This is a genomic window from Streptomyces sp. NBC_00503 (genome assembly GCF_036346895.1).
GTDB lineage: Bacteria > Actinomycetota > Actinomycetes > Streptomycetales > Streptomycetaceae > Streptomyces.
The window spans coordinates 7,278,572-7,301,008 of sequence record NZ_CP107855.1 but is presented as its reverse complement, the minus strand read 5'-3'; the positions used below and the strand labels follow the sequence as shown (position 1 = coordinate 7,301,008).

At 72.4% G+C, this 22,437-nt stretch carries 18 protein-coding genes; 7 read left to right on the top strand and 11 right to left on the bottom strand.

Features of this window, described 5'->3' with window-relative positions:
- Positions 1-47: 47 nt before the first annotated feature.
- Positions 48-2,705 (top strand): DEAD/DEAH box helicase, encoded by a 2,658-nt coding sequence (locus OG490_RS33300; protein WP_330299988.1) that lies wholly within the window; start codon positions 48-50, stop codon positions 2,703-2,705.
- 173 nt (positions 2,706-2,878) lie between these two features.
- Here OG490_RS33300 and OG490_RS33295 read toward each other — a convergent pair whose 3' ends face one another.
- Positions 2,879-4,270 (bottom strand): glutamate decarboxylase, encoded by a 1,392-nt coding sequence (locus tag OG490_RS33295; RefSeq protein WP_330299987.1) that lies wholly within the window; start codon positions 4,268-4,270, stop codon positions 2,879-2,881.
- A gap of 269 nt (positions 4,271-4,539) precedes the next feature.
- Between OG490_RS33295 and melC1 the strand changes: the two genes are divergently transcribed.
- Entirely contained in the window at positions 4,540-4,932 is a 393-nt protein-coding gene (gene melC1 / locus OG490_RS33290; protein WP_330299986.1) for an apotyrosinase chaperone MelC1, read from the top strand.
- A complete protein-coding gene (gene melC2 / locus OG490_RS33285) occupies positions 4,932-5,795 on the top strand; it encodes a tyrosinase MelC2 (RefSeq protein ID WP_330299985.1) in 864 nt (287 codons plus the stop codon). The genes melC1 and melC2 overlap by 1 nt, the downstream gene beginning before the upstream one ends.
- Here the strand turns inward: melC2 and OG490_RS33280 are convergent.
- Complete coding sequence (locus OG490_RS33280) at positions 5,735-6,457, bottom strand: response regulator (RefSeq protein ID WP_330299984.1); 723 nt, start codon at positions 6,455-6,457, stop codon at positions 5,735-5,737. The genes melC2 and OG490_RS33280 overlap by 61 nt on opposite strands.
- Positions 6,454-8,154 carry a sensor histidine kinase gene (locus OG490_RS33275; protein ID WP_330299983.1) on the bottom strand — a complete coding sequence of 567 codons (1,701 nt, stop codon included), beginning with the start codon at positions 8,152-8,154 and terminating at the stop codon, positions 6,454-6,456. Before OG490_RS33275 ends, OG490_RS33280 begins: the two co-directional genes overlap by 4 nt.
- Positions 8,155-8,277: 123 nt before the next feature.
- Between OG490_RS33275 and OG490_RS33270 the strand changes: the two genes are divergently transcribed.
- Positions 8,278-9,630 carry a cation:dicarboxylate symporter family transporter gene (locus tag OG490_RS33270; protein ID WP_330299982.1) on the top strand — a complete coding sequence of 451 codons (1,353 nt, stop codon included), beginning with the start codon at positions 8,278-8,280 and terminating at the stop codon, positions 9,628-9,630.
- Between the two features lie 267 nt (positions 9,631-9,897).
- On the top strand, positions 9,898-11,661 hold the full coding sequence (locus tag OG490_RS33265) for a S8 family peptidase (RefSeq protein WP_330301159.1): 1,764 nt from the start codon (positions 9,898-9,900) through the stop codon (positions 11,659-11,661).
- 37 nt (positions 11,662-11,698) lie between these two features.
- Here the strand turns inward: OG490_RS33265 and OG490_RS33260 are convergent, their stop codons facing one another.
- The 5 genes from OG490_RS33260 to OG490_RS33240 form a co-directional block, all read right to left on the bottom strand.
- Positions 11,699-13,132: an alpha/beta hydrolase family protein gene (locus OG490_RS33260; RefSeq protein WP_330299981.1), complete on the bottom strand. Its 1,434-nt coding sequence runs from the start codon at positions 13,130-13,132 to the stop codon at positions 11,699-11,701.
- Positions 13,133-13,207: 75 nt separating this feature from the next.
- Positions 13,208-13,915: a (2Fe-2S)-binding protein gene (locus tag OG490_RS33255; RefSeq protein WP_330299980.1), complete on the bottom strand. Its 708-nt coding sequence runs from the start codon at positions 13,913-13,915 to the stop codon at positions 13,208-13,210.
- 49 nt (positions 13,916-13,964) lie between these two features.
- Positions 13,965-14,594, bottom strand: coding sequence for a DUF2867 domain-containing protein (locus OG490_RS33250; protein WP_330299979.1), 630 nt, complete (start codon positions 14,592-14,594; stop codon positions 13,965-13,967).
- Between the two features lie 190 nt (positions 14,595-14,784).
- Positions 14,785-15,837, bottom strand: coding sequence for an SIS domain-containing protein (locus OG490_RS33245; protein ID WP_330299978.1), 1,053 nt, complete (start codon positions 15,835-15,837; stop codon positions 14,785-14,787).
- Between the two features lie 64 nt (positions 15,838-15,901).
- Positions 15,902-17,164, bottom strand: a complete 1,263-nt coding sequence (locus OG490_RS33240) for a PTS transporter subunit EIIC (protein WP_330299977.1) — start codon at positions 17,162-17,164, stop codon at positions 15,902-15,904.
- A gap of 176 nt (positions 17,165-17,340) precedes the next feature.
- On the opposite strand from OG490_RS33240, the gene OG490_RS33235 reads away from it, so the two are divergent.
- A complete protein-coding gene (locus OG490_RS33235; protein ID WP_330299976.1) occupies positions 17,341-18,108 on the top strand; it encodes a GntR family transcriptional regulator in 768 nt (255 codons plus the stop codon).
- 118 nt (positions 18,109-18,226) lie between these two features.
- Here OG490_RS33235 and OG490_RS33230 read toward each other — a convergent pair whose 3' ends face one another.
- Both OG490_RS33230 and OG490_RS33225 read right to left on the bottom strand, forming a co-directional pair.
- Positions 18,227-19,528, bottom strand: a complete 1,302-nt coding sequence (locus OG490_RS33230) for an MFS transporter (RefSeq protein ID WP_330299975.1) — start codon at positions 19,526-19,528, stop codon at positions 18,227-18,229.
- A gap of 103 nt (positions 19,529-19,631) precedes the next feature.
- Entirely contained in the window at positions 19,632-20,438 is an 807-nt protein-coding gene (locus OG490_RS33225; protein WP_330299974.1) for an alpha/beta fold hydrolase, read from the bottom strand.
- 140 nt (positions 20,439-20,578) lie between these two features.
- Between OG490_RS33225 and OG490_RS33220 the strand changes: the two genes are divergently transcribed.
- Positions 20,579-21,265, top strand: a complete 687-nt coding sequence (locus OG490_RS33220; RefSeq protein ID WP_330299973.1) for a GNAT family N-acetyltransferase — start codon at positions 20,579-20,581, stop codon at positions 21,263-21,265.
- A gap of 111 nt (positions 21,266-21,376) precedes the next feature.
- Here the strand turns inward: OG490_RS33220 and OG490_RS33215 are convergent, their stop codons facing one another.
- Positions 21,377-22,405, bottom strand: coding sequence for a hypothetical protein (locus tag OG490_RS33215; RefSeq protein WP_330299972.1), 1,029 nt, complete (start codon positions 22,403-22,405; stop codon positions 21,377-21,379).
- Positions 22,406-22,437: the final 32 nt, after the last annotated feature.

The window sequence follows — 22,437 nt, the reverse complement described above, 5'->3', positions numbered from 1 at the left end:
GATAGGTGCTGGAAGCAAACGGGCAGTTCACGGGGGAGGTGACCCGCATGGCCAGGAGGAAGCTCCGTCCGCACCAGCGTGAGGCCGTCGACGCCGTGGTGCGGGCGCTGGAGCTGCCCGCCGGACGCCGGGTCCCGCAGACGGGGCTGCGGACCCAGGTCATCATGGCGACCGGTTCCGGCAAGACCCTGGTCTCGGTGCACGCGGCCGACGAGCTGCGGGCCGGGCGGGTCCTGGTCCTGGTGCCCTCCCTGGACCTGCTCGTCCAGACGGCGGAGGCCTGGCGGGCGGGCGGCCGGACCGGGCGCGCCTTCGCCGTGTGCTCCCTGCGCGGCGAGGACGCGGGAGTGCCCACCACCACCGATCCGGCCGAACTGGCCGACTGGGCGGGGCCCCCGGTGGACCGGGTGACCGTGTTCGCCACGTACGCCTCGCTGGGCCTGGGCACGATCGAGCGCGCGCACCTGGAGGGGCTGCCGGGCTGGGACCTGATAGTGGTCGACGAGGCGCACCGGACCTCCGGTCGGATCGGCAAGCCGTGGGCCGTGGTCCACGACAACACCCGGATCCCGGCCGTCCGCAGGCTGTACATGACGGCTACGCCGCGGGTCTGGCAGGACGGCGAGGAAGCGGACTACCCGGAGGACACCGCGAGGGCCGCGGACGCCGGCGGCACGGGCGGCACCGGTGGCACGGGCGGCGCCGGTGGCACCGGCGGCGCGGGCAAGACGCGCGGCCGGGGTGACCTGGTGGCCTCCATGGAGGACGATCCGGACGGGCCGTTCGGCGCGCGCTGCCACACCCTCACCCTCTCCGAGGCCATCGACCGGGGCATCTGCGCCCCGTACCAGGTGGTCTGCGTGGACGTCAGCGATCCGGAGTTCCAGGCGGCCGTCCTGCTCGGACCGGACGGGCGCTCCGACGCGGTGCGCGGGGTCCGCCTCGCGGCGCTCCAGACCGCGCTGGTCAAGGCCGCCGTGGAACAGGGTTTCCGCCGCACCCTCGTCTTCCACCACCTGACCAAGGAGGCCGAGGCCTTCGCGGCCGGGCTCCCCGCGGTGGCCGCCCGGCTGCGGGCCGCGAGCTGGGCCCCACGGCCGGTGTACCCGCGCACCGTGTGGGCGGACTGGCTGTGCGGGCAGCACACGGCGGCGCAGCGGCGCCGGGTGCTGAGCGCCTTCGCGGACGACCGGCGCGCGGACAAGGCGTTCCTCGGCAGCGTCCGGGTGCTGGGCGAGGGCGTGGACACCAAGGAGTGCGACTCGGTCTTCTGGGCCGACGTACGGGGTTCCATGCCCGACCTGGTCCAGGCGGTGGGCCGCGCCCTGCGCATCCGGCCCGGGGAGGGCAAGGTCGCCTCCCTGGTCGTGCCGGTGCTGCTGGGGCCGGGCGAGTCCCCCGAGACGATGCTGTCCTCACGGGCGTACGGGGACCTCGCGCGGCTGCTGGAAGCGCTGCGGGCGCACGACACCCGGCTCGTCGAGTCCCTGGCCCAGCCCCAGGCTCCGAGCCGCCGGGCCGCCGAGTCCGGCAACACCGCCTCGGAGGTGGGCAGTTCCGGCCTGCGCGCGGGCGCGCAGGCCCTGCTGAGCTTCTCCACCCCGCGCGACCCGGCCCTGCTGGCGGCCTTCATCCGGCTGCGGGTCCTGCATCCGGAGCACGAGCACTGGCGGCGGGGAGTGGAGGCGGCCCGGCTGTACGCCGCGGCGGCCGGGGACCTGAAGGTCCCGTTCGCGTTCAAGGTACCGGGGGACGGCAGGACGGGAACTCCCCTGGCGGCGGGGGCAGTCGAGGCCGAAGGGGCGGCCGTGGAAGCCGAAACAGCCGCTGCAGCCACGGCCCCCGGAGAAGCCACCGAAGCCGGAGCGGCCGCGGCGGCCTCGGAGTGGCCGCCGGGGCTCGCCCGGTTCCCGCTGGGCCAGTGGATCGCGGACGCGCGCCGCGCCAACCGCCGTGGCGCACTGGGCCGGGAGCGGGTGGCCCAGCTCGACGAACTGGGCATGGTGTGGAGCCACTTCGACGTGGCGTTCGAGGAAGGGCTCGCGGCGGCCCGGGGCTGGGCGCAGGAGCACGGCCACCTGCTGCCCCCGGCGGAAGCCAGCTGGCGCGGCGCCCCGGTCGGGACATGGGTCAAGAACCAGCGGGCGGCGGCGCGTCGCGAGGGGCCGGGCGCGCTGACGGAGGAGCGCCGGGAGGCCCTGGAGGCCGTCGACGCCTCCTGGTGTCCGGCCTGGGAGATCTCCTGGCAGCGGGCCTTCCACCTGACCCGGGTCCATCTGGACGCGGGCGGCCGGCTCCCGGCGGGACCGGGCGAGGCCGTCGTGCAGGGCGAGGACCTCGGGGTGTGGCTGCGCAGGCAGCGCACTTCCTGGGAGCGGTTGACGTGGGCGCAGCGCTGGCTGCTGGAGCACACCCTCGGCGTGACCGCGGCCGCGGGGGCGGACCGGCCGCGGGCCCGGGTCCCGCACGCCGAGGCCTGGGCGGCGCACCTGGAGGCGGCCCGGCAGTTCCACGACCGCGAGCGGCACCTGAGGGTGCCCCGTACGCACGTGGAGCGGGTCGGCGAACGGGAGCTGCGCCTCGGCGCCTGGATCGCCAACCAGCGCTCACGCGCCGCCTCCCTCACCCCGCAGCGCGCGGCCGCCCTCACGGACCTGGGCATGCGCTGGTCGGGCTCCCCGAGCCGACTCCTCCCGGCCCCGTAGGCCGTCTCTTCCGGATCTTGCCGGGCCCGCGCCGCCCGGCACCGCACCTCGCCGCACTGCCGGGTCACCCGAGTACGTCCAGTACACGGAAGCCCCGGCAGTGCGGCGAGGCACGGCACCGAACGACGCGGGCTCGACCGACAAGATCCGAAAGAGACGACCTAGGCCGCCGGTCAGTGGTGGAAGCCCGACCGGCTGGCGGTGGGCGGTTCGAACTGGGGGGTCGCGGCCAGGTGTTCCACGGACCGGCGCAGGTCCGAGACGAGCAGGGCGATCTGGTCCCGCGTCACCCCGTGGCGGATCAGGACGCGCTGGATGACGGTGTCCTCGCGGTCGGCCGGCAAGGGGTACGAGGGCACCTGCCAGCCCCGCAGCCGCAGCCGGTCGGAGAGGTCGTAGAGGCTGAAGCCCGCGGCCTGCGGGTCGGTGAGCCGGTAGGAGACGGCGGGGAGCGCGCCCTGGCCGTCGTAGAGGAGGGTGAAGGGGCCCATCGTCTCGATCTCGCGGGCCAGGTACCGGGCGGTGTCGGCGCAGGCCTGCTGGACCCGGCGGTAGCCGCCCCTGCCCAGGCGCAGGAAGAGGTAGTACTGGGCGATGATCTCGCCGCCGGGCCGCGAGAAGTTGAGCGCGAAGGTCGGCATGTCGCCGCCCAGGTAGTCCACGGAGAAGACCAGGTCGGCCGGGAGCAGTTCGGCCGCACGCCAGACGATCCAGCCGACGCCGAGCGGGGCGAGGCCGTACTTGTGCCCGGAGGTGTTGATCGAGGCCACGCGCGGCAGCCGGAAGTCCCAGACCACGTCGGGGTGGAGGAAGGGGGCGACGAAGCCGCCGCTGGCCGCGTCCACGTGGACCGGTACGTCCCAGCCGTGCTCGGCCTGGATCCGGTCGAGTTCGGCGGCGATCTCGGCGACGGGCTCGTAGACGCAGGTGTAGGTGACGCCGAGGATGGCGACGACGCCGATGGTGTTCTCGTCCACATGGGCGGCGAGCTGCTGCGCGCGCAGGCCGGTCGCGCCGGGTTCCAGCGGGATCTGGCGGAGCTCGACGTCGAAGTAGCGGGCGAACTTCTCCCAGCAGATCTGTACCGGTCCGCACACCAGGTTCGGCCTGTCCGTGGGCAGTCCGGCGGCGCGGCGGCGTTCGCGCCAGCGCCACTTGAGGGCGAGGCCGCCGAGCATGGCGGCCTCGCTGGAGCCGGTGGTGGAGCAGCCGGTGCCGGTGGTGCCGGCCGGGGCGTTCCACAGGTCGGCCAGGATGTTGACGCAGCGGGCCTCGATCTCGGCGGTCTGCGGGTACTCGTCCTTGTCGATCATGTTCTTGTCGAGGCATTCGTTCATCAGCCGGTGGACCCCGTCGTCGGACCACGTGGTGCAGAAGGTGGCCAGGTTCTGGGCGGCGTTGCCGTCGAGGAGCAGCTCGTTGTGGAGGAGCTGGTAGACCACCTCGGAGGGTGAGTGGTCGTCAGGCATCCGGTACTTGGGGAGGATCTCGCCGCTGAGGGTGGACGCGAACACGTCCGTCTCGGCGTCGCGGGCACGTGCGTCCTTCGTCTCATGCAGGGCCATAACGGGACTATAGGGGATATTTCACCCTTAAGTCGGCTTCGGTTCGTACTGCACCTTCCGGCCGACTCCGCGGTGTGACCCCTCCCATAGCCCCCCGGGGCAGCCGAAAGATCTTTCGTCAGTTAGGGTTTTTCCCATAGGTCTTCCCGTTCGGGTCGCTGGAGCCGGTCCGGACGGGAAGATCATCCAAGTTTGCCAGCCAGGCAATTTATCCGCGCATGTCCGGATAACGGCCTACGGCTCCCGGCGCCCTGATACCTCTTCGGGTCATGAACAAGATCACCCGCCGGCAGGCGTTAACCGCCACCGCCGGCGCGCTCAGCGCCATCGGCCTCGCAGGCGCCACCGCGCACGCGGCCGTCACCGACCCCCGTCCCGCCGCACCCGCCACCCCCACGGGTACGGTCGACGAGGTCTACCAGGGCCGTCGCATCCGAATAACCCCCCCTGCGGGCGGTGGTGGCCACCACGGCGGCCACCACTCCCCCGGTCTGCCGACCGTCCTCATAGACGGCAGCGAACTGCACGTCATGCAGAACGCCGACGGCACCTGGATCAGCGTGGTCAACCACTACGAGACCTTCGCCGACACCCTCACCCTCGCCCGCGCCGCCGTGCGCGAACTCCAGGGCGCCGCCCTCGTCCCGATGGGTGGCATGTGATGACCGTCCGCAAGAACCAGGCCTCGCTCACCTCCGAGGAGAAGCGGGCCTTCACCAACGCCCTGCTGGAGCTCAAGCGCACCGGCCGCTACGACCGGTTCGTCACCACCCACAACGGCTTCATCATGGGCGACACCGACTCCGGCGACCGGGTCGGCCACCGCTCCCCCTCCTTCCTGCCCTGGCACCGCCGGTTTCTGCTGGAGTTCGAGGCGGCTCTGCAGGCGGTGGACCCGAAGGTGGCCCTCCCGTACTGGGACTGGACCGCGGACCGCACCGCCCGCTCCTCGCTCTGGGCCGCCGACTTCCTCGGCGGCACCGGACGGGCCCGCGACGGGCAGGTGCTCGACGGTCCGTTCGCCTACGCGACGGGCAAGTGGGAGATAGCCGTACGGGTGGACGGGCGCTCCTACCTGCGGCGCGCGCTCGGCACCGGCGTGGCACAGCTCCCCACCCGGGCCGAGGTGGACTCCGTCCTCGCGATGCCGGTGTACGACGCCGCCCCCTGGAACAGCTCCTCCAACGGTTTCCGCAACAACCTGGAGGGCTGGCGCGGGGTCAACCTGCACAACCGGGTGCACGTGTGGGTGGGCGGCCAGATGGCCACCGGGGTCTCGCCCAACGACCCGGTGTTCTGGATGCACCACGCCTTCATCGACAAGCTGTGGACCGAATGGCAGGCGTTGCACCCGCAGTCGGCCTACCTGCCCGCCGCCGGCACGCCCAACGTCGTGGACCTGCACGACACGATGCGGCCGTGGAACGACGTGACCCCGGCCGACATGCTGGACCACCGGAAGTTCTACACCTTCGACACCGAGCCGGCCGCGGTCCCGGCCCCAGCCGCCGCCAGCCAGCGGTAGTGCAGTTCGGGGCGGCCGACCTGGCCGTACCGGGGGCTGCGGTCCGCGCGACCGGTGTCCACCAGGTGCTCCAGGTAGCGGCGGGCGGTGATCCTCGAGATCCCGGCCGCCCCGGCCGTCGCCGCCGCCGTCAGCCCCTCGGGGGCCGAGCGCAGCAGCGCGGCGACCCGCTCCAGGGTCGGCGCACCGATCCCCTTGGGCAGTTCGGCCGGGCGGGGTGCGCGCAGGGCCGCCATGGCCCGGTCCACATCGTCCTGGCCGGCCGCCTCGCCCGCGGCGCTCGCGCGGAACTCGGCGTAGCGCAGCAGCCGTTCGCGCAGCGTCGGGAAGGCGAAGGGCTTCAGTACGTACTGCACCACGCCCAGTGAGACGCTCTCGCGGACCACGCCCAGGTCCCGCGCCGAGGTCACCACGATCACGTCGGCGGGGTGCCCGGCGGCCCGCAGGCCGCGCGCGAAGCGCAGCCCGTGGCCGTCGGGCAGGGTGAGGTCGAGCAGCAGCAGGTCGATCCGGGTCCGCTCCAGGGCCCGGGTGGCCTCGGCCAGCGAGTGGACGGCCGCGACGGCCGTGAAGCCGGGCACGCGGCCCACGTACAGCGCGTGGGCGTCGGCGGCGACGGGGTCGTCCTCGACGACCAGGACCCGCACGTCGGGCGTGTTCACTCGCTCACCTCTCCACTCACCCCTGTACTCACCTCTGTACTCACCTCTGCGCGCGCCGGCAGTCTTACGGTGAACCGCGCGCCTCCCCCGGGCAGTTGGTCGGCATCGGCGCTGCCGCCGTGCCGGTGGGCCACCTGGCGGACCAGGGCGAGGCCGAGGCCGCGCCCCTCCCCCTTGCCGGACCAGCCGCGCCGGAACACGTCGGCCCCCTCGGGGAGTCCGGGGCCGTTGTCGGCCACGCTGAGCAGGATCCCCTGCCCGGAGGCGGCCGCCGGGCCGTCGGGGCGGACCGTGACGGCGATCCGGCCGCCGGGGACTCCGGCCAGGGCGTCGACGGCATTGTCCACGAGGTTGCCGAGGACGGTGACGAGGTCCCGGGCGCAGGGCCCGCCGGGTCCGGAGCCGATGGCCCCGCTGTCCGGGGTGACCACCAGTTCGATGCCCCGCTCGTGGGCCTGGGCGGCCTTGCCGAGCAGCAGGGCCACGAGCACCGGCTCGCCCACCGCGGCCACCACCTCGTCGGTGAGGGCCTGAGCCAGGGTCAGTTCGGCGGTGGCGAACTCCACCGCTTCCCCGACGCGGCCGAGTTCGATCAGGGAGACCACGGTGTGGAGCCGGTTGGCCGCCTCATGGGCCTGGGACCGCAGCGCCTGGGTGAATCCGCGCTCGTGGTCCAACTCTCCTGTCAATGACTGGAGTTCGGTGTGGTCGCGCAGGGTGACCACGGTGCCGCGGCGGCCGCCTCCGGCCACCGGCGCGCTGTTGACCACGAGCACCCGGTCGGCGCTCAGGTGCACCTCGTCCACCCGGGGCCGGTCGGCCAGCAGGGCGCCGGTGAGCGGGGCGGGCAGCCCGAGTTCGGCGACCGCGGTCCCCTTGATCTCCCCGCGCAGACCGAGGAGTTCGCGCCCGGCGTCGTTGACGAGGGTGATCCTGCGCTGTCCGTCGAGCATGAGCAGTCCTTCGCGGACCCCGTGCAGGGCGGCCTGGTGGTAGTCGTACATCCGGCTCAGCTCCGCGGCGTTCATCCCGTGGGTGTGGCGGCGCAGCCGGGCGTTGACCACGTACGTGCCCACCGCGCCGAGGGCGAGGGCCCCGCCCGCCACCCAGGCCAGGGCGGAGAGCTGCGCGGCGAGCCGGGCACTGACCGCGCGGACGGTGATCCCGGCGGCGACCATCCCGACGACCCGGCCGCCGTCCGTGATCGGGGTGACCACGCGGATGGAGGGGCCGAGGGTGCCGGTGTAGGTCTCGCTGAAGGTCTCCCCGCGCAGCGCGGGCGCGGTGTTGCCGAGGAAGGGCTCGCCGATGCGGTGCGGGTCGGGGTGGGTCCAGCGCCGCCCGTCCGGGGCCATGATGGTCACGAAGTCCACGCCCGCGTCGGCGCGGACCTGCTCCGCGTAGGGCTGCAGTGCCGCGGAGGGTCCGGCTGAAGGTCCGGCGCCGGAGCCGCTCCCGGGCACGTCGCCCCGTACGGCTGCCCGCGCCGCATTGCGTACCGCTTCGCGCACCGACGGCGAGTCCGCCACCGCGCGGGCCACGGCTCCGGCCTGGCGCCGGGCGGCCTCCTCGGCCTGGCCGCGGGCGGTCGCGTAGGCGAAGACGGCGCATCCGGCGACGACCACGGCGACCAGCACCACCTGCATGGCGAAGAGCTGGCCGGCGAGGCTTCGCGGCGGCCGGGGGAAGCGGAACATGACGCTCAGTGTGCACCCGGCCGTGAACTCTATGAACGCAAGGGTGACCGGGGTCACAGCGGCGGGCGATGGTCTCCCGGGACGCCTTCACCACCCGGAGGCCAGGCACAACCAGGAGGCAGCGTGGCCGCCAGGCGCGACAAGACGCACTATCTGTACATCGCGGTGATCGGCGCCGTACTGCTCGGCATCGCCGTCGGCTTCGCCGCGCCCGGCGTGGCGGTGGAGCTCAAGCCGCTGGGCACCGGCTTCGTCAACCTGATCAAGATGATGATCTCGCCGGTGATCTTCTGCACGATCGTGCTGGGCATCGGCTCGGTGCGCAAGGCCGCCAAGGTCGGTGCGGTGGGCGGGCTGGCGCTCGGCTACTTCATGGTGATGTCCACGGTGGCGCTGGCCATCGGGCTCCTGGTCGGCAACCTCCTGGAGCCGGGCAGCGGACTGCACCTGACCGAGGCCGCCCGGCACGCCGGGGAGGCCCAGGCCAAGGCGGGCGGGGCGCAGAGCACCCCGGAGTTCCTGCTGGGGATCATCCCGACCACGCTGGTGTCGGCCTTCACCGGCGGCCAGGTGCTCCAGACCCTGCTGGTGGCTCTGTTGTGCGGGTTCGCGCTCCAGGCGATGGGCCCGGCGGGCGAACCGGTACTGCGCGGGATCGGGCACGTGCAGAAGCTGGTGTTCCGGGTGCTCGCGATGATCATGTGGGCGGCGCCGGTGGGCGCGTTCGGCGCGATCGCGGCGGTGGTCGGAGCCACCGGGATGGACGCGCTGAAGTCCCTGGCCGTCATCATGATCGGCTTCTACGTGACCTGTCTGCTCTTCGTCTTCGTGGTCCTGGGCACCCTGTTGCGGGTGTGTACGGGGATCAGCGTCTTCGCCCTGCTGCGCTACCTGGGCCGGGAGCTCCTGCTGATCCTGTCCACCTCCTCCTCGGAGTCGGCGCTGCCCCGGCTGATCGCGAAGATGGAGCACATCGGGGTGTCCCGGCCGGTGGTCGGCATCACGGTTCCCACGGGCTACTCCTTCAACCTGGACGGGACCGCGATCTACCTGACGATGTCCTCGCTCTTCGTGGCGGAGGCCATGGACAAGCCGCTCGCGCTGGGCGAGCAGATCTCGCTCCTGCTGTTCATGATCGTGGCCTCGAAGGGCGCGGCCGGGGTGACGGGCGCGGGTCTGGCCACGCTGGCCGGAGGACTCCAGTCGCACCGGCCCGAACTGGTCGACGGCGTCGGCCTGATCGTGGGCATCGACCGGTTCATGAGCGAGGCACGGGCACTGACGAACTTCGCGGGCAACGCCATCGCGACCGTGCTGATCGGGACCTGGACCAAGGAGTTCGACCGGGCCCGGGCCACCGAAGTCCTCGCAGGCCGACTGCCCTTCGACGAGACCACGCTCACCGAAGACGACCACGGACCCACCGCCGCCGTTCCCGTCCAGCCGGACGGCGCCAAGGACGGCGTACCCGCCTAGCGGGGGCGCCCGAAAGGGACAGGCCGGGCAGGGCTCGCCCCCACGGTGCCCAGCCCGGCCTGTTCCGACACCTCTTCCAGCGTCGATATTCAGCCAAGTTCAGACCAACCGTCCTGCGGTAAAAGGTACTTCCATATCGGTGCAGACGTCTGACATCTTGCGTCCACCACTCGTTTCGTACGGACCGGTAGGTGCCACCCGCGCCCCGGGCCGTCTTCGGAGGACGCATTGATACCCCACATATCCAGCCGACCTCGACGCACCCTCGTGCTCGCCGCCGCCCTCGGCGCGCTGGCCTTCGGGGCCCCGGCCGCTCTGGCCGGCACCCAGCCCGTTTCCCCGGCGGGCACCCCCGTCACCTCCGCACCCGCCAAGGCCCTGGCCGCGGCGCCGACTTCCCAGAGTGCGACCTGGGTTGCCGGCACCCGCGCCTACCTGGTGATCACCGCCGCAGGTGACAGCACCGCGGTCCGCAACGCCATCACGGCCAACGGCGGCACCGTCTTCTCCACCTTCGACTCCATCGGCGTGATCGTCGCCCACTCGGCCTCCGCGACCTTCGCCACCACCATGCGCGGGGTCAGCGGAGTCCAGCAGGTCGGCGCCACGCGCACCTCGGACGTCCCCGCCGACGCCTACAACCCGGCGCTGCCGGCCAACCCGGCGCAGTCGACGACCCCCGCGGGCGAACCCGTACGGGCCGACATGAGCCAGATCAAGGCCGACCAGGCCTGGGCCGTGAACCCGGGCTCCGCCTCGGTCAAGGTCGGCATCCTGGACACCGGTGTGGACGACCAGCACCAGGACCTGGCGCCGAACTTCAACGCGGCCGACTCCGCCTCCTGCGCCTACGGCAAGCCGGACACCCGGGTCGGCGCCTGGCGTGACGTGGACACCCACGGCACCCACGTGGCGGGCACCATCGCCGCCGCCAAGAACGGCAAGGGCGTCGTCGGCGTCGCGCCGGGCGTGAAGATCTCCTCGGTCCGCGTGGCCGAGCCCGGCAACTCCTTCTTCTTCGCCGAGAACACCATCTGCGCCTTCGTCTGGTCCGGCGACCACGGCTTCAAGGTCACCAACAACAGCTATTACACGGACCCGTGGCAGTTCAACTGCCCGGACAACATCGACCAGGCCGCCATCATCGAGGGCGTCAAGCGCGCCCAGGAGTACGCGGAGGGCAAGGGCTCGCTCCAGGTCGCCGCCGCGGGCAACGAGGACTACGACCTCGCCCACAAGACCACCGACTCGGCGAGCCCCAACGACTCCACGCCGACCACCCGCACCATCACCAACGCCTGCCTCGACATCCCGACCGAGCTCCCGGGCGTGGTCACGGTCGCGGCCAACGGCACGGGCACCACGAAGGCCTCGTTCTCCAACTTCGGCCAGGGCGTCATCGACGTCGCGGCCCCCGGCAGCAACGTGTACTCCACCGCCCCCGGCGGCGGTTACAGCACCAAGAGCGGCACCTCGATGGCCACCCCGCACGTCGTGGGCGTCGCGGCGCTGATCGCCAGTGCCAACCCGGGCATCACCCCGGCGCAGATCCGCGACAAGCTGGCCACCCAGGCCAACGACACGGCCTGCCCGTCCGACACCCGCTGCACCGGCACCACGGCCAACAACTCGTTCTTCGGCGAGGGCCAGGTCGACGCCCTGAAGGCGGTGGGCGCCACCCCGCCGCCCGGGAAGTACTTCGAGAACCTCACCGACTTCGCGATCAACGACAACGCGACCGTCGACAGCACGATCACCGTCAGCGGAGTGACCGGCAACGCGCCGGCCACCCTCAAGGTGGGCGTGGACATCAAGCACACCTACATCGGTGACCTCAAGGTCGACCTCGTGGCTCCGGACGGCTCGGTCTACACCCTGAGCAACCGGGCCGGCGGCAGCACGGACAACATCATCCAGACCTTCACCGTCAACGCCTCCTCCGAGGTGGCCAACGGTGTCTGGACGCTGCGCGTCAACGACAACGCCAATGCGGACACCGGCAAGATCGACGCCTGGAACCTGACCTTCTAGTCGGTCCGTCCGACCGGATCCGATCCGATCCGATCCATCAGCGGTGCAGTACGTCGGCCAGCCAGTCGAAGACGACATCGCAGTGCTGCTGCGGGGCCATCGGGGAGCAGTGCAACTGCGCCCCGGTGGCCTCCGTCAGTTTCACGTACTCGCGGCGCGAGCGGAGCAGGTCGTACATCTGCTTCGGCTGGCCCGGGTAGAACTGCTCGAAGTCGTAGTCGAGGACCAGGGCGGGCGCCTTGATCTTCGGCACCGCGGCGGTGACGTCGAGGCTGATGGCCAGCCGGGCCGGAGTCCACAGGTCCGTGAGGACCCGCCCCGCGCGGGCCTCCCGCAGGGCCTCCCCGGAGAAGATCTCGAACCGCTTCTTGACCGTACGGGCGAGCCTCGGGGTGAGTGCGGGGACGAGCTCGTCGTTCCACAGCCGGTTGGTCCGCGCCTTGTCCGCGGTGACCACGTCGCGGAGCTCCTCGGGGAAGGCCAGCCACGGGCTGAGGCAGCCCGGCTGGCAGACCAGGGCCGCGATCCGGGGTTCGAAGGCGGCGGCGCGCGCGACGAGGTTGCCGCCCATGCTGAGTCCGGTGAGCGCGATGCGGGCGCCGTCCACGTCCTTGCGCTCCTCCAGCCAGTCGATCAGCGGCCCTACGACCCTCTCCCAGCGGTTGGTGAAGGGGATCCCCTCGACGAACAGCAACTGGCCCTGGCCCGGCCCCTCGTAGACCAGGGCGTTCCAGCCCCGGTCCAGGGCGGCGGACACTCCGTAGGTCCACATGTCGACATTCTGGCCGTCGCTGCCGTTGGTGAGGATCACGGTGGGTCGCGGCTCGGACGGGTCCGCGCCCCCGGGACGGAAGAACCACACCGGCAGGTGCGTCCCGCCGTACGGGACCTTCGCGCGGACGGCCGCCGGGGAGCAGAGCTGGGTGAAGGTGTCCCAGGCGCGGCGCCCGGCGAGATAGACCTCCTGCTCGTCACCGGGCCGCTCCGTGCCCAGTACGTGGAACAGTGCCTGCGCGTAGTACTGCGCGGCCCGCAGCGCGCGGAAGCGGCGGGTCTGGGAGGGGACTTCCCGGCCGTGCCGGCCGGCGGCCGGGGGCGTGGCGAGCCGGTCGCCCCAGCCGCGGAAGGTGTCGGTGAAGGTCTGCTCGGACGGTCCGGCGGCGTTGATCGCGTCGACGGCGGTGAGGACCTCGCCGACCTCGGAGGCGCGCATGCCGGCGGCGCCCAGGGCGAAGAGGCCGGCGAAGTTGAATCCCGGGTCGGCGAAGAGTTCCACGGCTCCGCGTGCGGGATCGGGTACCGCTGCGACGACGCCGGCGCCGATGCCGGTACCCGCCGGAGCGGCGGCTGCCGCCGGTCCCGCGGCGCCCGCCCCGGCGGCGAGTGTCCCGGCCCCGGCTGCCAGTCCGGTCAGGGCTGCCCGGCGGGAGATCCCGGACGGGTCCCCGTGCGATGTCTGAGCTCGAGTCATGGCAGGGAAGGTAGGAGCAACGCCGGGCGAGTCCCCGGCCGCCACACCCCGCACTGCTCCGAACGGCCCTATGGCCTAGCGGGTCCGCAGCACGCAGTCCCCGCAGAGGCCGCCGCCCGGCACCCGGTAGTACAGGCAGCAGCTGCGGCGTACGAAGGCCACCCCGAGGCCGGGTTCGTGGACGAAGGTGCCGCAGGCTCCGAGCGGCCCGCCGTCCGCGAGCAGCTCGGCCGCGAGGACCGCCGCCGCCTCCCCCGGCACCCGGTCTCCGAGCACCCGCACCGCGCCGACCAGCCCGGAGGCGGCGTTCCCGCGCAGCACCTGCGGCGAGACTCCGAACCGGGTGCGCAGTTGGGCGTCCAGCAGGGCGAGGTTGTCCGTGAGCACGGTGTCCGCCAGCGACCGCGCCAGCGCCGGTGCCTCGCCGGGGAGTGCGGCGGGCAGTGCGGTGGGCTCGGGCAGCCACAGTTCCAGCGATCCCGCTCCGGGGAGCCGCCACCACACCCGGTCGGGGCCCAGGTCCGGAGCCCGGCCGGAGAGGGCGGCGCCGCCCAGGGCGATCGACCAGAGCCGGGAGGCGATCCCGAACTGGGCGGTCGAGGCGGCCACCCGCCCGGGGCCGCTCCCGAGCCGCCGCCCGATCTCGTCCACGTAGGCCCCGAGCTGCTGCCCGTAGAGCTCGGTGAGCGGGCGGAAGCCGGGCCCGGGCGGCTCCTTCCCGTACGCCACGGTGAAGAACGGCCCGACGGAGCGCAGCTGCCGCAGTACCGGTGTGAAGTCCATGCCCGGATGATCTCAGGCGGCGCTGCGGCACCGGCACTTGAGCAGCGGCTCAGGCTGACGGCTCCCGGGTCCGAGGACCGACGTTCGGGGCGGGCGGAAGCTCGCGGTCCCGCCAGGCTCGCTCCCACTGCCGGGTGATCGCGGGGTAGACGATCAGGTAGCGGAACGGTGCGATGAGAGCCATGTACACCCGTCCGAACCGGCCGTTGGGCTTGACCAGGATCGCCATTCGCAGTTCGTATTCGCCGCCTCCGGTCGGCACCCACCCCAGGTGCATGACGGCGTGGCAGGTCTTGTTCGCCAGTTCGCGGACGGACTCGTTGTGGAGCAGGTACACGGGGGTGAACGGGGCGCCGCTGGTGTCGGAGACGTCGACGGTCCCACGGAGATCGCCTGGCAGGCGGTCATACAGTGGTTGAACCCGCTTCCCGAGGCTCGTCTTGGGCTTGTCCCAACCGAGGAGGGCACCCAACTTCCGGCGCGCCGCGAACAGGAACCGGACTGCACGGGGCTGCTGGGCGGATCCGTCGGCTGTCTGCATCGCGGCGAGCATGACGGGAAAGTCGTCCGGGCCGGCACCGGGGGTGCGGAAGGACCACACGTCCTCGGTTCGAAAGTCGCCGGTGAACTCGTGGATCCGCCACGGCTGGTCGGAATGGGCCGTGCGGGGAATTTTCATGGCCGCTGCCAACCTCTCCTGTGCCGGACGTCGTCCGCCACTCCCGTTCCACGCGTGCGTCTACGACGAAGCTAGCCCACTGTCGGATCTGCCGGGGCCTCCCGCGTACTGGACGTACTCGGGTGCCCCGGCAGCTCGGCGAGGTGCGGTGCCGGACGAAGCGGACCCGGCAGGGTCCGAAAGAGACGGCCTAGGCCTGGGTGAAGGCCGCCACCTCGAAGTCGGACATGTCGAGGCCGCCCTGCTTGGTGTCGTCGTTGGCGAAGACGAAGGACTCGATCGGGACGTTCCGCTCGGCGCTGAGCTGGGCGACCAGCTCCTGGAGGACCACCGTCTCCAGGACCACCCGGACCGCGTCCGCGACCTCGGGGAGCCGGACGACCGACAGGTTGTCCGCCGGGTCGGTCCCGACCGTGGTGATCAGCAGGGTGAGGTGGCCGGCGCCCGCGAGGGAGCGGGCCAGCTCGATCTCGCGCCCGTCGCCGTAGACGAGGTGGAGGGTGTTGCCCGCCGACTCCATCTCGCCGTGCAGGTAGTTGCGGGTCGCCGAGGCGGCCGCGGTCATCCGCACCACCTCGCGCAGCAGCAGCGCGCCCTCTTCGGCGGAGGCCCGGGAGGCGCCGGCCGCGACGCCGTCGGAGGCGATGCAGCGGGCGCCGCGCTCGCGCAGTCCCGCCACGACCTCGGTGGCCTGCTGGTGGACCGCAGTGGTCTGCTCCGCGATCTCGCCCCACGGGTCGCCTTCGCGGCCCGCCACGGCGCCCGCGATCAGGTCGAGGGCGACGACGGTGCCGGTGTAGCCGATGGTCGAGGCGTAGGAGTCGGGCTCGTTGCCGAGGTCCACCGTCAGGTCGGCGAGGTCGCCGAGCGGGGACGGGACCACGTTGAGCAGCGCGGTCTTCGTGATGCCCGGGGCGGCGCACTCGAAGGCGGCGATGGTCTCGGAGCTGCGGCCGCCCTGGGAGACGGCGACGAGGCAGTCGGTGTCGAAGCCTTCGGTGCCGGTCTCGATCTCGCTGGACAGGACCCGCTGGGTGACGATCCCGGCTTCGCGCAGCTGCTGTACGGGGACGGCGAGGGCGGCGTACGAGGCGCCGATGCCGGTGAAGAGGGGGCGTTCGGCGCCGCGCAGGCCGGCCAGCTCGGGGGTGGCGAGCTGGGTGCGGACGCGGTCGGCGATCCGGGCGAGGGCTGCGCCCTGGTCGGCCTGGCCTTCGAGGAAGGTGATGCGGGATCCGGACATGGTGGGGGTCCTTAGCGGGTCTGGGGAAGCCTGGGCGGGCGGGTACGAGGGGGAAGCGGCGGGATCAGGCGGAGGCGTCGGCCTTGGCGTCCCGCTGCGGCTGCGCTTCCTCGTCCCGTTCGCGGCCCGGAGTCGGGAGGTCGAACCTGACGATCGCCCAACGGAAGAGCACGTAGTAGATGGCGGCGAAGGCCAGGCCGATCGGGATGAGCATCCAGGGCTTCGTGGCGATGCCGTAGTTGACGATGTAGTCGATGGCGCCGGAGGAGAAGCCGAAGCCGTCGCGGATGCCGAGGGCGTAGCAGACGGCCATCGAGACGCCGAAGAGGAAGGCGTGGATCGCGTAGAGGACCGGGGCCACGAACATGAAGGCGAACTCGATGGGCTCGGTCACGCCGGTGACGAAGGAGGTCAGGGCGACGGAGATCATCATGCCCTTGATCATCGTGCGGTTCTCGGGGCGGGCGGTGTGCGCGATGGCCATGGCGGCGGCCGGGAGCGCGAACATGTAGATCGGGAAGCCGCCGGTCATGAACTGGCCCGCGGTGGGGTCGCCGGCGAGGAAGCGGGCGATGTCTCCGTGCACCTCGGTGCCGGTGGCGGGGTTGACGAAGCTGCCGGCCTCGAACCAGGGGAAGACCGAGAAGAAGTGGTGCATCCCGATCGGGATGAGGGCCCGGACGACGAGGCCGAAGAGGCCCGCGCCCCAGGCGCCGGTGCCGACCAGCCACTCGCCGAAGTGGAAGAACCAACCGCCGACGGTCGGCCAGACCACTCCGAATACCACTCCCATGCCGACGCCCGCGAAGGCGCTCAGGATGGGCACGAGCCTGCGGCCGCCGAAGAAGCCGAGCCACTCGGGCAGCTTGGTGCGGCTGAAGCGCTGGTAGAGGAGGGCCGCGACCAGGCCCATCACGATGCCGCCGAGGACCTTGGCGTCGAGCGGTTCGCCGTCCACGCCCTTGGGGAAGGCGGGGCTGGCGAGGACGGCCTTGAAGACCAGGTAGCCGACCACGGCCGCCAGGGCGGTGGAGCCGTCGGACTTCTTCGCGAAGCCGATGGCGACGCCGACCGCGAAGAGCAGCGGCAGGTTGGCGAACACGGTGTCACCGGCGGCCGCCAGGACCATCGCGAGCTTCCGCACGATCATCGGGAAGTTCTCGCGGCCCAGCAGGTCGGCGCCGCCGAGCCGGGTCAGCAGGGCTGCGGCCGGCAGCGTGGCCACGGGCAGCATCAGGCTGCGGCCGATGCGCTGCAGGACCGGCATGACGCGGCCCGGCTTCTTTCCGGCGGCCGGTGCGGCAGCCGGGACGGTGGCCGTACTCATCTCGGGACTCCTCGTCGAGCGGGGTGGTGGGGACGACTCGAACGTAGTCAGTGGTTTTGAATTGGTCAACAGTGGTCTCTTGTGGTCTTATGCAAAACATCAAGATGGGGCCCAAGGTCCCGCCCTCACGAGGCCAGAAGCCAAACCGAAGTGGTAGCAAGTGGTATGTTTTGCCCATGACCGACGACGCTGCCATCGCCGCCGCCACCTCCGCCGTCAACGCCTCCGACCCCCTGTGGTCCCAGGCCTCGGACCGGATCCGCGAGGAGATCGCGCGCCGCGGCCTGTCCGCGGGCAGCAAGCTGCCGCCCGAACGCGAGCTCTGCACCCGGCTGGACGTCTCCCGCGTCACCCTGCGCCGCGCGCTGGCCCACCTCGTCGACCAAGGCCTGGTCACCGCCTCGCACGGCCGCGGCTGGTTCGTGGCCGCCCCCGTGCCCCCCGCGCCCGCCCGCGAGTGGCCCAAGGACCTGGAGTCCTTCACCGCCACCGCGCGCCGCAAGCACATGCGCGCCAGCTCGGTCGTCCTGCACCAGGAGACGGTCACCGCTTCGCTCGACGACGCGGACCGCCTCGACGTGCCCGCGGGCACCCCGCTGCTGCGCCTCGAACGGGTCCGGCTGCTCAACGAGGTCCGGATCGCCCTCGACCGGACCCTGGTGGTCGCCGAACTCGCGCCCGACCTCACCCGCACCGACTTCCGCGAGGCCTCCCTCTTCGAGGAGCTGCGCCGCTGGGGCGTCGAGCCCGACCGCGCCGAGGCCACGATCGAGGCACGCACCGCCGACGGGGAGCTCGCCGGGCACCTGGGCATCGCCGAGGGCGCGCCCGTACTCGTCCTCGACCAGACCGTGTACACGCGTGACCAGCGGCCGCTCCTGCTGTCCACCGTGGAGTACAGCGGGGACCGCTACCGGCTGCGCACCACTCTGCAGACAGACTGACACCGCCGGTCGGGCGCGCGGTAGCACCGTTCGGCTCCCCCGGAGCCGCCGAACGGCCCCGGCCGGGCGGGCTTTTGCCCCGCGCCGGCGGTGACCCTGCGAGGCGGCGCCCCGACGGCTACCGCGACCGTACGGCGGCCCGCGCGGCCCCGTCCCCGTCGTTGCCACCGTCGTCGCCGTCGTCGCCGTCGTCGCCGTCGTCGTTGCCGCCGGCCCCGCCGCGGGCGGCCTCCGCCCGGCGCACCGCGGGACCCATCGCGTACGAGGCCGCCAGCAGGAGCCCGCCCAGCAGCAGCCAGCCCGGGATCCCCCAGAGCAGCAGCAGCGAGGTCAGCACCAGCGGGCCCAGGGTTCGGGCGATCGGCACCCCGGTGCCGAAGAAGCCCTGGTACTGGCCCATCCGCTCGGCGGGGGCCAGCCCGAAGCCGATCTGCCAGGACCCGGCGGACTGCCGCATCTCGGCGTCCACCTGGAGCGCGGCGCCCGCCAGCAGGATCGCCGCGGCCGCCCACCCGGACCGGGGCAGCGCCGACAGGGCGAACACCCCGCACGCGGCGGCCACCACCAGCCCGGAGACCCGTACCGCCCGCCGGGCGCTGTCCAGGTCGGTCACCGGGCGGGCCACCCGCACCTGGAACAGCATCACGGCGAGGGTGTTGAGCACGAACAGCGCCGACGCCATCCAGCCGGGGGCGTGCGTGCGCTCCACGATCCACAGCGGTATGGCCAGGCTCAGCAGCGGCATGCGCAGCAGCAGGACCGCGTTGAGCAGTGTGACCAGTGCGTACGGCCGGTCCCGCAGGACGGCCAGGCGCGGCTCCCCCGCCGCCCGGTCCGGGACGGACGCCACCACCGGCAGCCGCAGCAGGACGGCGGCGCACAGCAGGAAGGCCAGGGCGTCGAGCGCGAAGACGGCGAAGTAGGCGCGCTCGGTGCCGACGCCGAGGGCCAGTCCGCCGAGGGCCGCGCCCACCGCGAGGCCCGCGTTGAGCACGGCCTGGAGGTGGGCCAGCACCCCGGTCCGCTCCTCGGGGGCGACCAGGCCGGCGAGCAGCGCCTGGCGGGCCGCGGCCAGTCCGCACTGGGCGGTGGCGTAGACGAGGACGGCGGCCAGGAAGGCCCAGAAGGAGCGGATGAACAGGAAGGAGCAGACGGACGCGGCCGTGGCCACGGCCAGCAGCACGGAGGTGCCGCGCGGCCCGCGCCGGTCGGCGAGCGCCCCCAGCGGGACGCCCGCGACCGAGCCGACCGCCCAGGCGATCGTGAGGCCCAGGCCGATCTGGGCCGGCGAGAGACCCACCACCCGGGTGAAGTAGAGGGCCGAACACACGTAGTAGGCGCCGTCTCCGACGGAGTTGCTCAGCTGGGCGGCGGCCAGTCGGCGCGGCACTCCGGGCGGGGGCAGGATCCGGTTCGTCACGCCCTCATTGGACCAGCTGAATGGCCCATTCCGTTGGTCCATTCGCCACCTGTGTGACCGGGCCATTGTGCCCCTGCCCCCGCGAGCCGCCCCCGCCCGTCCCTCAGAGTGTCGCGAGGAACTCCAGCAGGGCCCGGTTGAAGGCCTCCGGCTGCTCCACGCCCGGCAGGTGCCCGGCCCCCTCGATCACGGCGAGCACCGCGTGCGCGGCCAGTGACCGCATGGACTCGGCTTCGGCGACCGGGGTGTAGACGTCGTCGCGTCCGACCAGGATCAGACAGGGGACGGAGGCCGGCAGTGCGGCGAGCACGGGCGCGTAGTCGGGCCGCTCGGCGCGCCCGCGCAGTGCGGCGGCCGCGCCCCGGGGGTCGGTGGCGTACATCATCGCGGTCACCTTCGCCGCCGCCTCGGGCATCGCGGTCACGTTGTACGCCGCGAGCATCTTGTCCATGACCTCGTCGGTGTAGGGCTTCATCCCCTCCTCGATGAGCCGCTCGGCGAGCTCGCGGCGGTAGGTCTTGCCCTCCTCGGTCTCCGGCGGGGCGGAGGTGTCGCTGAGCACGAGGGCCCGTACCAGACCCGGGTGGCGCAGCCGCATCTCGAATGCGATCTGCCCGCCCATGGACACACCCCCGACGACCGCCTGTTCGACGCCCAGGGAATGGAGCAGGGCGGCCAGATCATCGGCGAAGTCGGCGAGCAGGGTCTTGCCGGGCACGACCGGGCTCTGACCGTATCCGCGCAGGTCAGGGGTGATCACACGGTAACCGGCGGTGGTCAGGGCCGCCGTCTGGGCGGACCACATCGAGTGGTTGAACGGATGTCCGTGGATGAGGATTACGGGGGCTCCGTCGCGGGGACCCAAGTCCTCGAAAAAGACGTTCACGCCATTGCCAATCAGGGGGTTCATGAGAGCACTTTAAGGAGTTACATTGAGCCACTCGCGTTCACCTGACAGCCCGTTGCCTTTCACCCGTGTTTTGCACGGGGGGCGACGTCAGAGACGCAGACTGTGCAACCACCCCACCGCCCAGAAGGACCGAAGGCTCCGTGCCCGTACCCGTACTCCTCGCCGGCCGCTCCGTGCGGCTCGAGCCCCTCGCCCCCCACCACACCGAGGCCTTGGCCCTGGCCGGGGCCGAGGATCGTACGACTTACGCCTTCACTCCCGTACCTCACGGGTTGCAGGCGTCCCACGAGTACATCGACCGTGCCCTCGCTGATCAGGCAGCGGGTCGATCGCTCCCCTTCGCGGTGGTCAGAGCCACCGACGGTCGGGTGGTCGGTTCGACCCGGTTCCTGGAACTCGATTACTGGCAGGGGCCGCTGGTGTGGCCCGCCGTGCCGGGGATCCCGTTCGGCGATCCGGCGACGGCGATCCCCGATGCCGCCGAGATCGGCAATACCTGGCTGTCCCCGGCGGCCCAGGGAACGGGCATCAATACCGAGGCGAAGCTGCTCCTGCTCCGCCATGCCTTCGAGACCTGGGGCGTGCGGCGCATCTCACTGCGCGCGGACGCCCGCAACGGCCGCTCGCGCGCCGCGATGGAACGGCTCGGGTTCACCTGCGAGGGGGTCCGCCGGGCCCATTCGAGGGGCCTCGACGGCGCGGTCCGCAGTACGGCGTTCTACTCGATCCTCGACGAGGAGTGGCCCACCGTGCGGTCGGTCATCGAGCTGCGGATGTCGGCGGGCGCGCAGCGCAAGCGGCGCCGCAAGACGCTCATCCCGGCGTAACGGTCCTTCTGCGCGGACGGCGGGCCCGGCGCGGCCCGCGCCGGGCCCGTGCTCGGGCCGTACCCGGTCCGTGCCCGGCCTCCGTTCGCCCCTCCCCCCGTCTTCCCGGCGTCAGCCGAGGAAGGCGGGGGCGAGGGCCGAGGTCATGTACCGGGCCGGTGCTCCGCTGCCGTCCGCGGGCAGCGCGTACAGGTCGGCGCCGAAGTCTCCGGGCAGGGAGTAGACGACCGTCCGCTCGTCCGTCCACACCACCTGGTCGTCCACGCTGCGCTCCTCGGCGAGCGGGGTCTCCGCCATCGTGCCCAGGTCCAGGACGTACAGCCGCCACGGCGCGTCCGGCGACAGGCCGGGCACCCGCTTCTTGAAGACCAGCCGGGTCCCGTCGGGCGACAGGGACGGGCATTCCAGGTTCTCGCGCAGCGTGGTCACCGTGCGCGCGGTGAGGTCGCCGCGGACCAGGTAGGTCTGGCCGCCGGTCGCGAGCGTCGCGTAGAAGGTCTGCTCGTCGGCCGCGAAGGTGACCCCCCAGAAGTTGACGTCGGCGTTGCGGTACGTCTTGCCGTCCTTGTGGATCGTGAAGTCCTCCAGCGAGGCGTCGAACCTCCCCGTCCGCAGGTCCAGCAGCGAGGTCCGGGTGGAGAAGTTCGTGCCGGCGTAGGAGTCCCCGCCCACGAAGACCGTCCAGGCGACCAGGTGGCCGCCGGGCGAGACCCGGGCCCGGGTGGGGATGCCGGCCAGCGGGTGGCTGGAGACCTCCTTCAGGTGCGCGTCGAGGACGACGGCCTTGTAGCTGTCCTGCACCCCGCCCTTCTCCGCCTGGAGGCAGATCCCGGTGCCGGCCGCGGAGTGGAAGCGCAGGCAGCTGACCGCGGAGGCGGTACGGGCGCCTTCGGGCGCGTCGGCGGGCACGGTGGAGAGCTCGTCGCGGTGCGGCCCCCAGGCCATGTTGCGGAACACGATCCGCCGGCCGCCGTCGCCCGGGGCGAGGGAGACCTCGCCCCGGGTGATCGGTGGCCCGCCGGCCTGGACCTGGTTCTTCTCGTCGGCGCGCGAGGAGGCCCGTACGACGGCGAGCGCTCCGACGGCGGCGAGCAGGGCGATGGCCGAGACGAGGATCAGGATCCGGCGCTGCAGGGTCATGCGTGGGGGGCCTTTCGGGATCTACGGGATGT

Coding starts and splice junctions, on each gene's coding strand:
- OG490_RS33300 (WP_330299988.1), top strand. CDS start 48: ATGGCCAGGAGGAAGCTCCGTCCGCACCAGCGTGAGGCCGTCGACGCC.
- OG490_RS33295 (WP_330299987.1), bottom strand. CDS start 4,270: ATGGCCCTGCATGAGACGAAGGACGCACGTGCCCGCGACGCCGAGACG.
- melC1 (WP_330299986.1), top strand. CDS start 4,540: ATGAACAAGATCACCCGCCGGCAGGCGTTAACCGCCACCGCCGGCGCG.
- melC2 (WP_330299985.1), top strand. CDS start 4,932: ATGACCGTCCGCAAGAACCAGGCCTCGCTCACCTCCGAGGAGAAGCGG.
- OG490_RS33275 (WP_330299983.1), bottom strand. CDS start 8,154: ATGTTCCGCTTCCCCCGGCCGCCGCGAAGCCTCGCCGGCCAGCTCTTC.
- OG490_RS33260 (WP_330299981.1), bottom strand. CDS start 13,132: ATGACTCGAGCTCAGACATCGCACGGGGACCCGTCCGGGATCTCCCGC.
- OG490_RS33255 (WP_330299980.1), bottom strand. CDS start 13,915: ATGGACTTCACACCGGTACTGCGGCAGCTGCGCTCCGTCGGGCCGTTC.
- OG490_RS33250 (WP_330299979.1), bottom strand. CDS start 14,594: ATGAAAATTCCCCGCACGGCCCATTCCGACCAGCCGTGGCGGATCCAC.
- OG490_RS33245 (WP_330299978.1), bottom strand. CDS start 15,837: ATGTCCGGATCCCGCATCACCTTCCTCGAAGGCCAGGCCGACCAGGGC.
- OG490_RS33240 (WP_330299977.1), bottom strand. CDS start 17,164: ATGAGTACGGCCACCGTCCCGGCTGCCGCACCGGCCGCCGGAAAGAAG.
- OG490_RS33235 (WP_330299976.1), top strand. CDS start 17,341: ATGACCGACGACGCTGCCATCGCCGCCGCCACCTCCGCCGTCAACGCC.
- OG490_RS33225 (WP_330299974.1), bottom strand. CDS start 20,438: ATGAACCCCCTGATTGGCAATGGCGTGAACGTCTTTTTCGAGGACTTG.
- OG490_RS33215 (WP_330299972.1), bottom strand. CDS start 22,405: ATGACCCTGCAGCGCCGGATCCTGATCCTCGTCTCGGCCATCGCCCTG.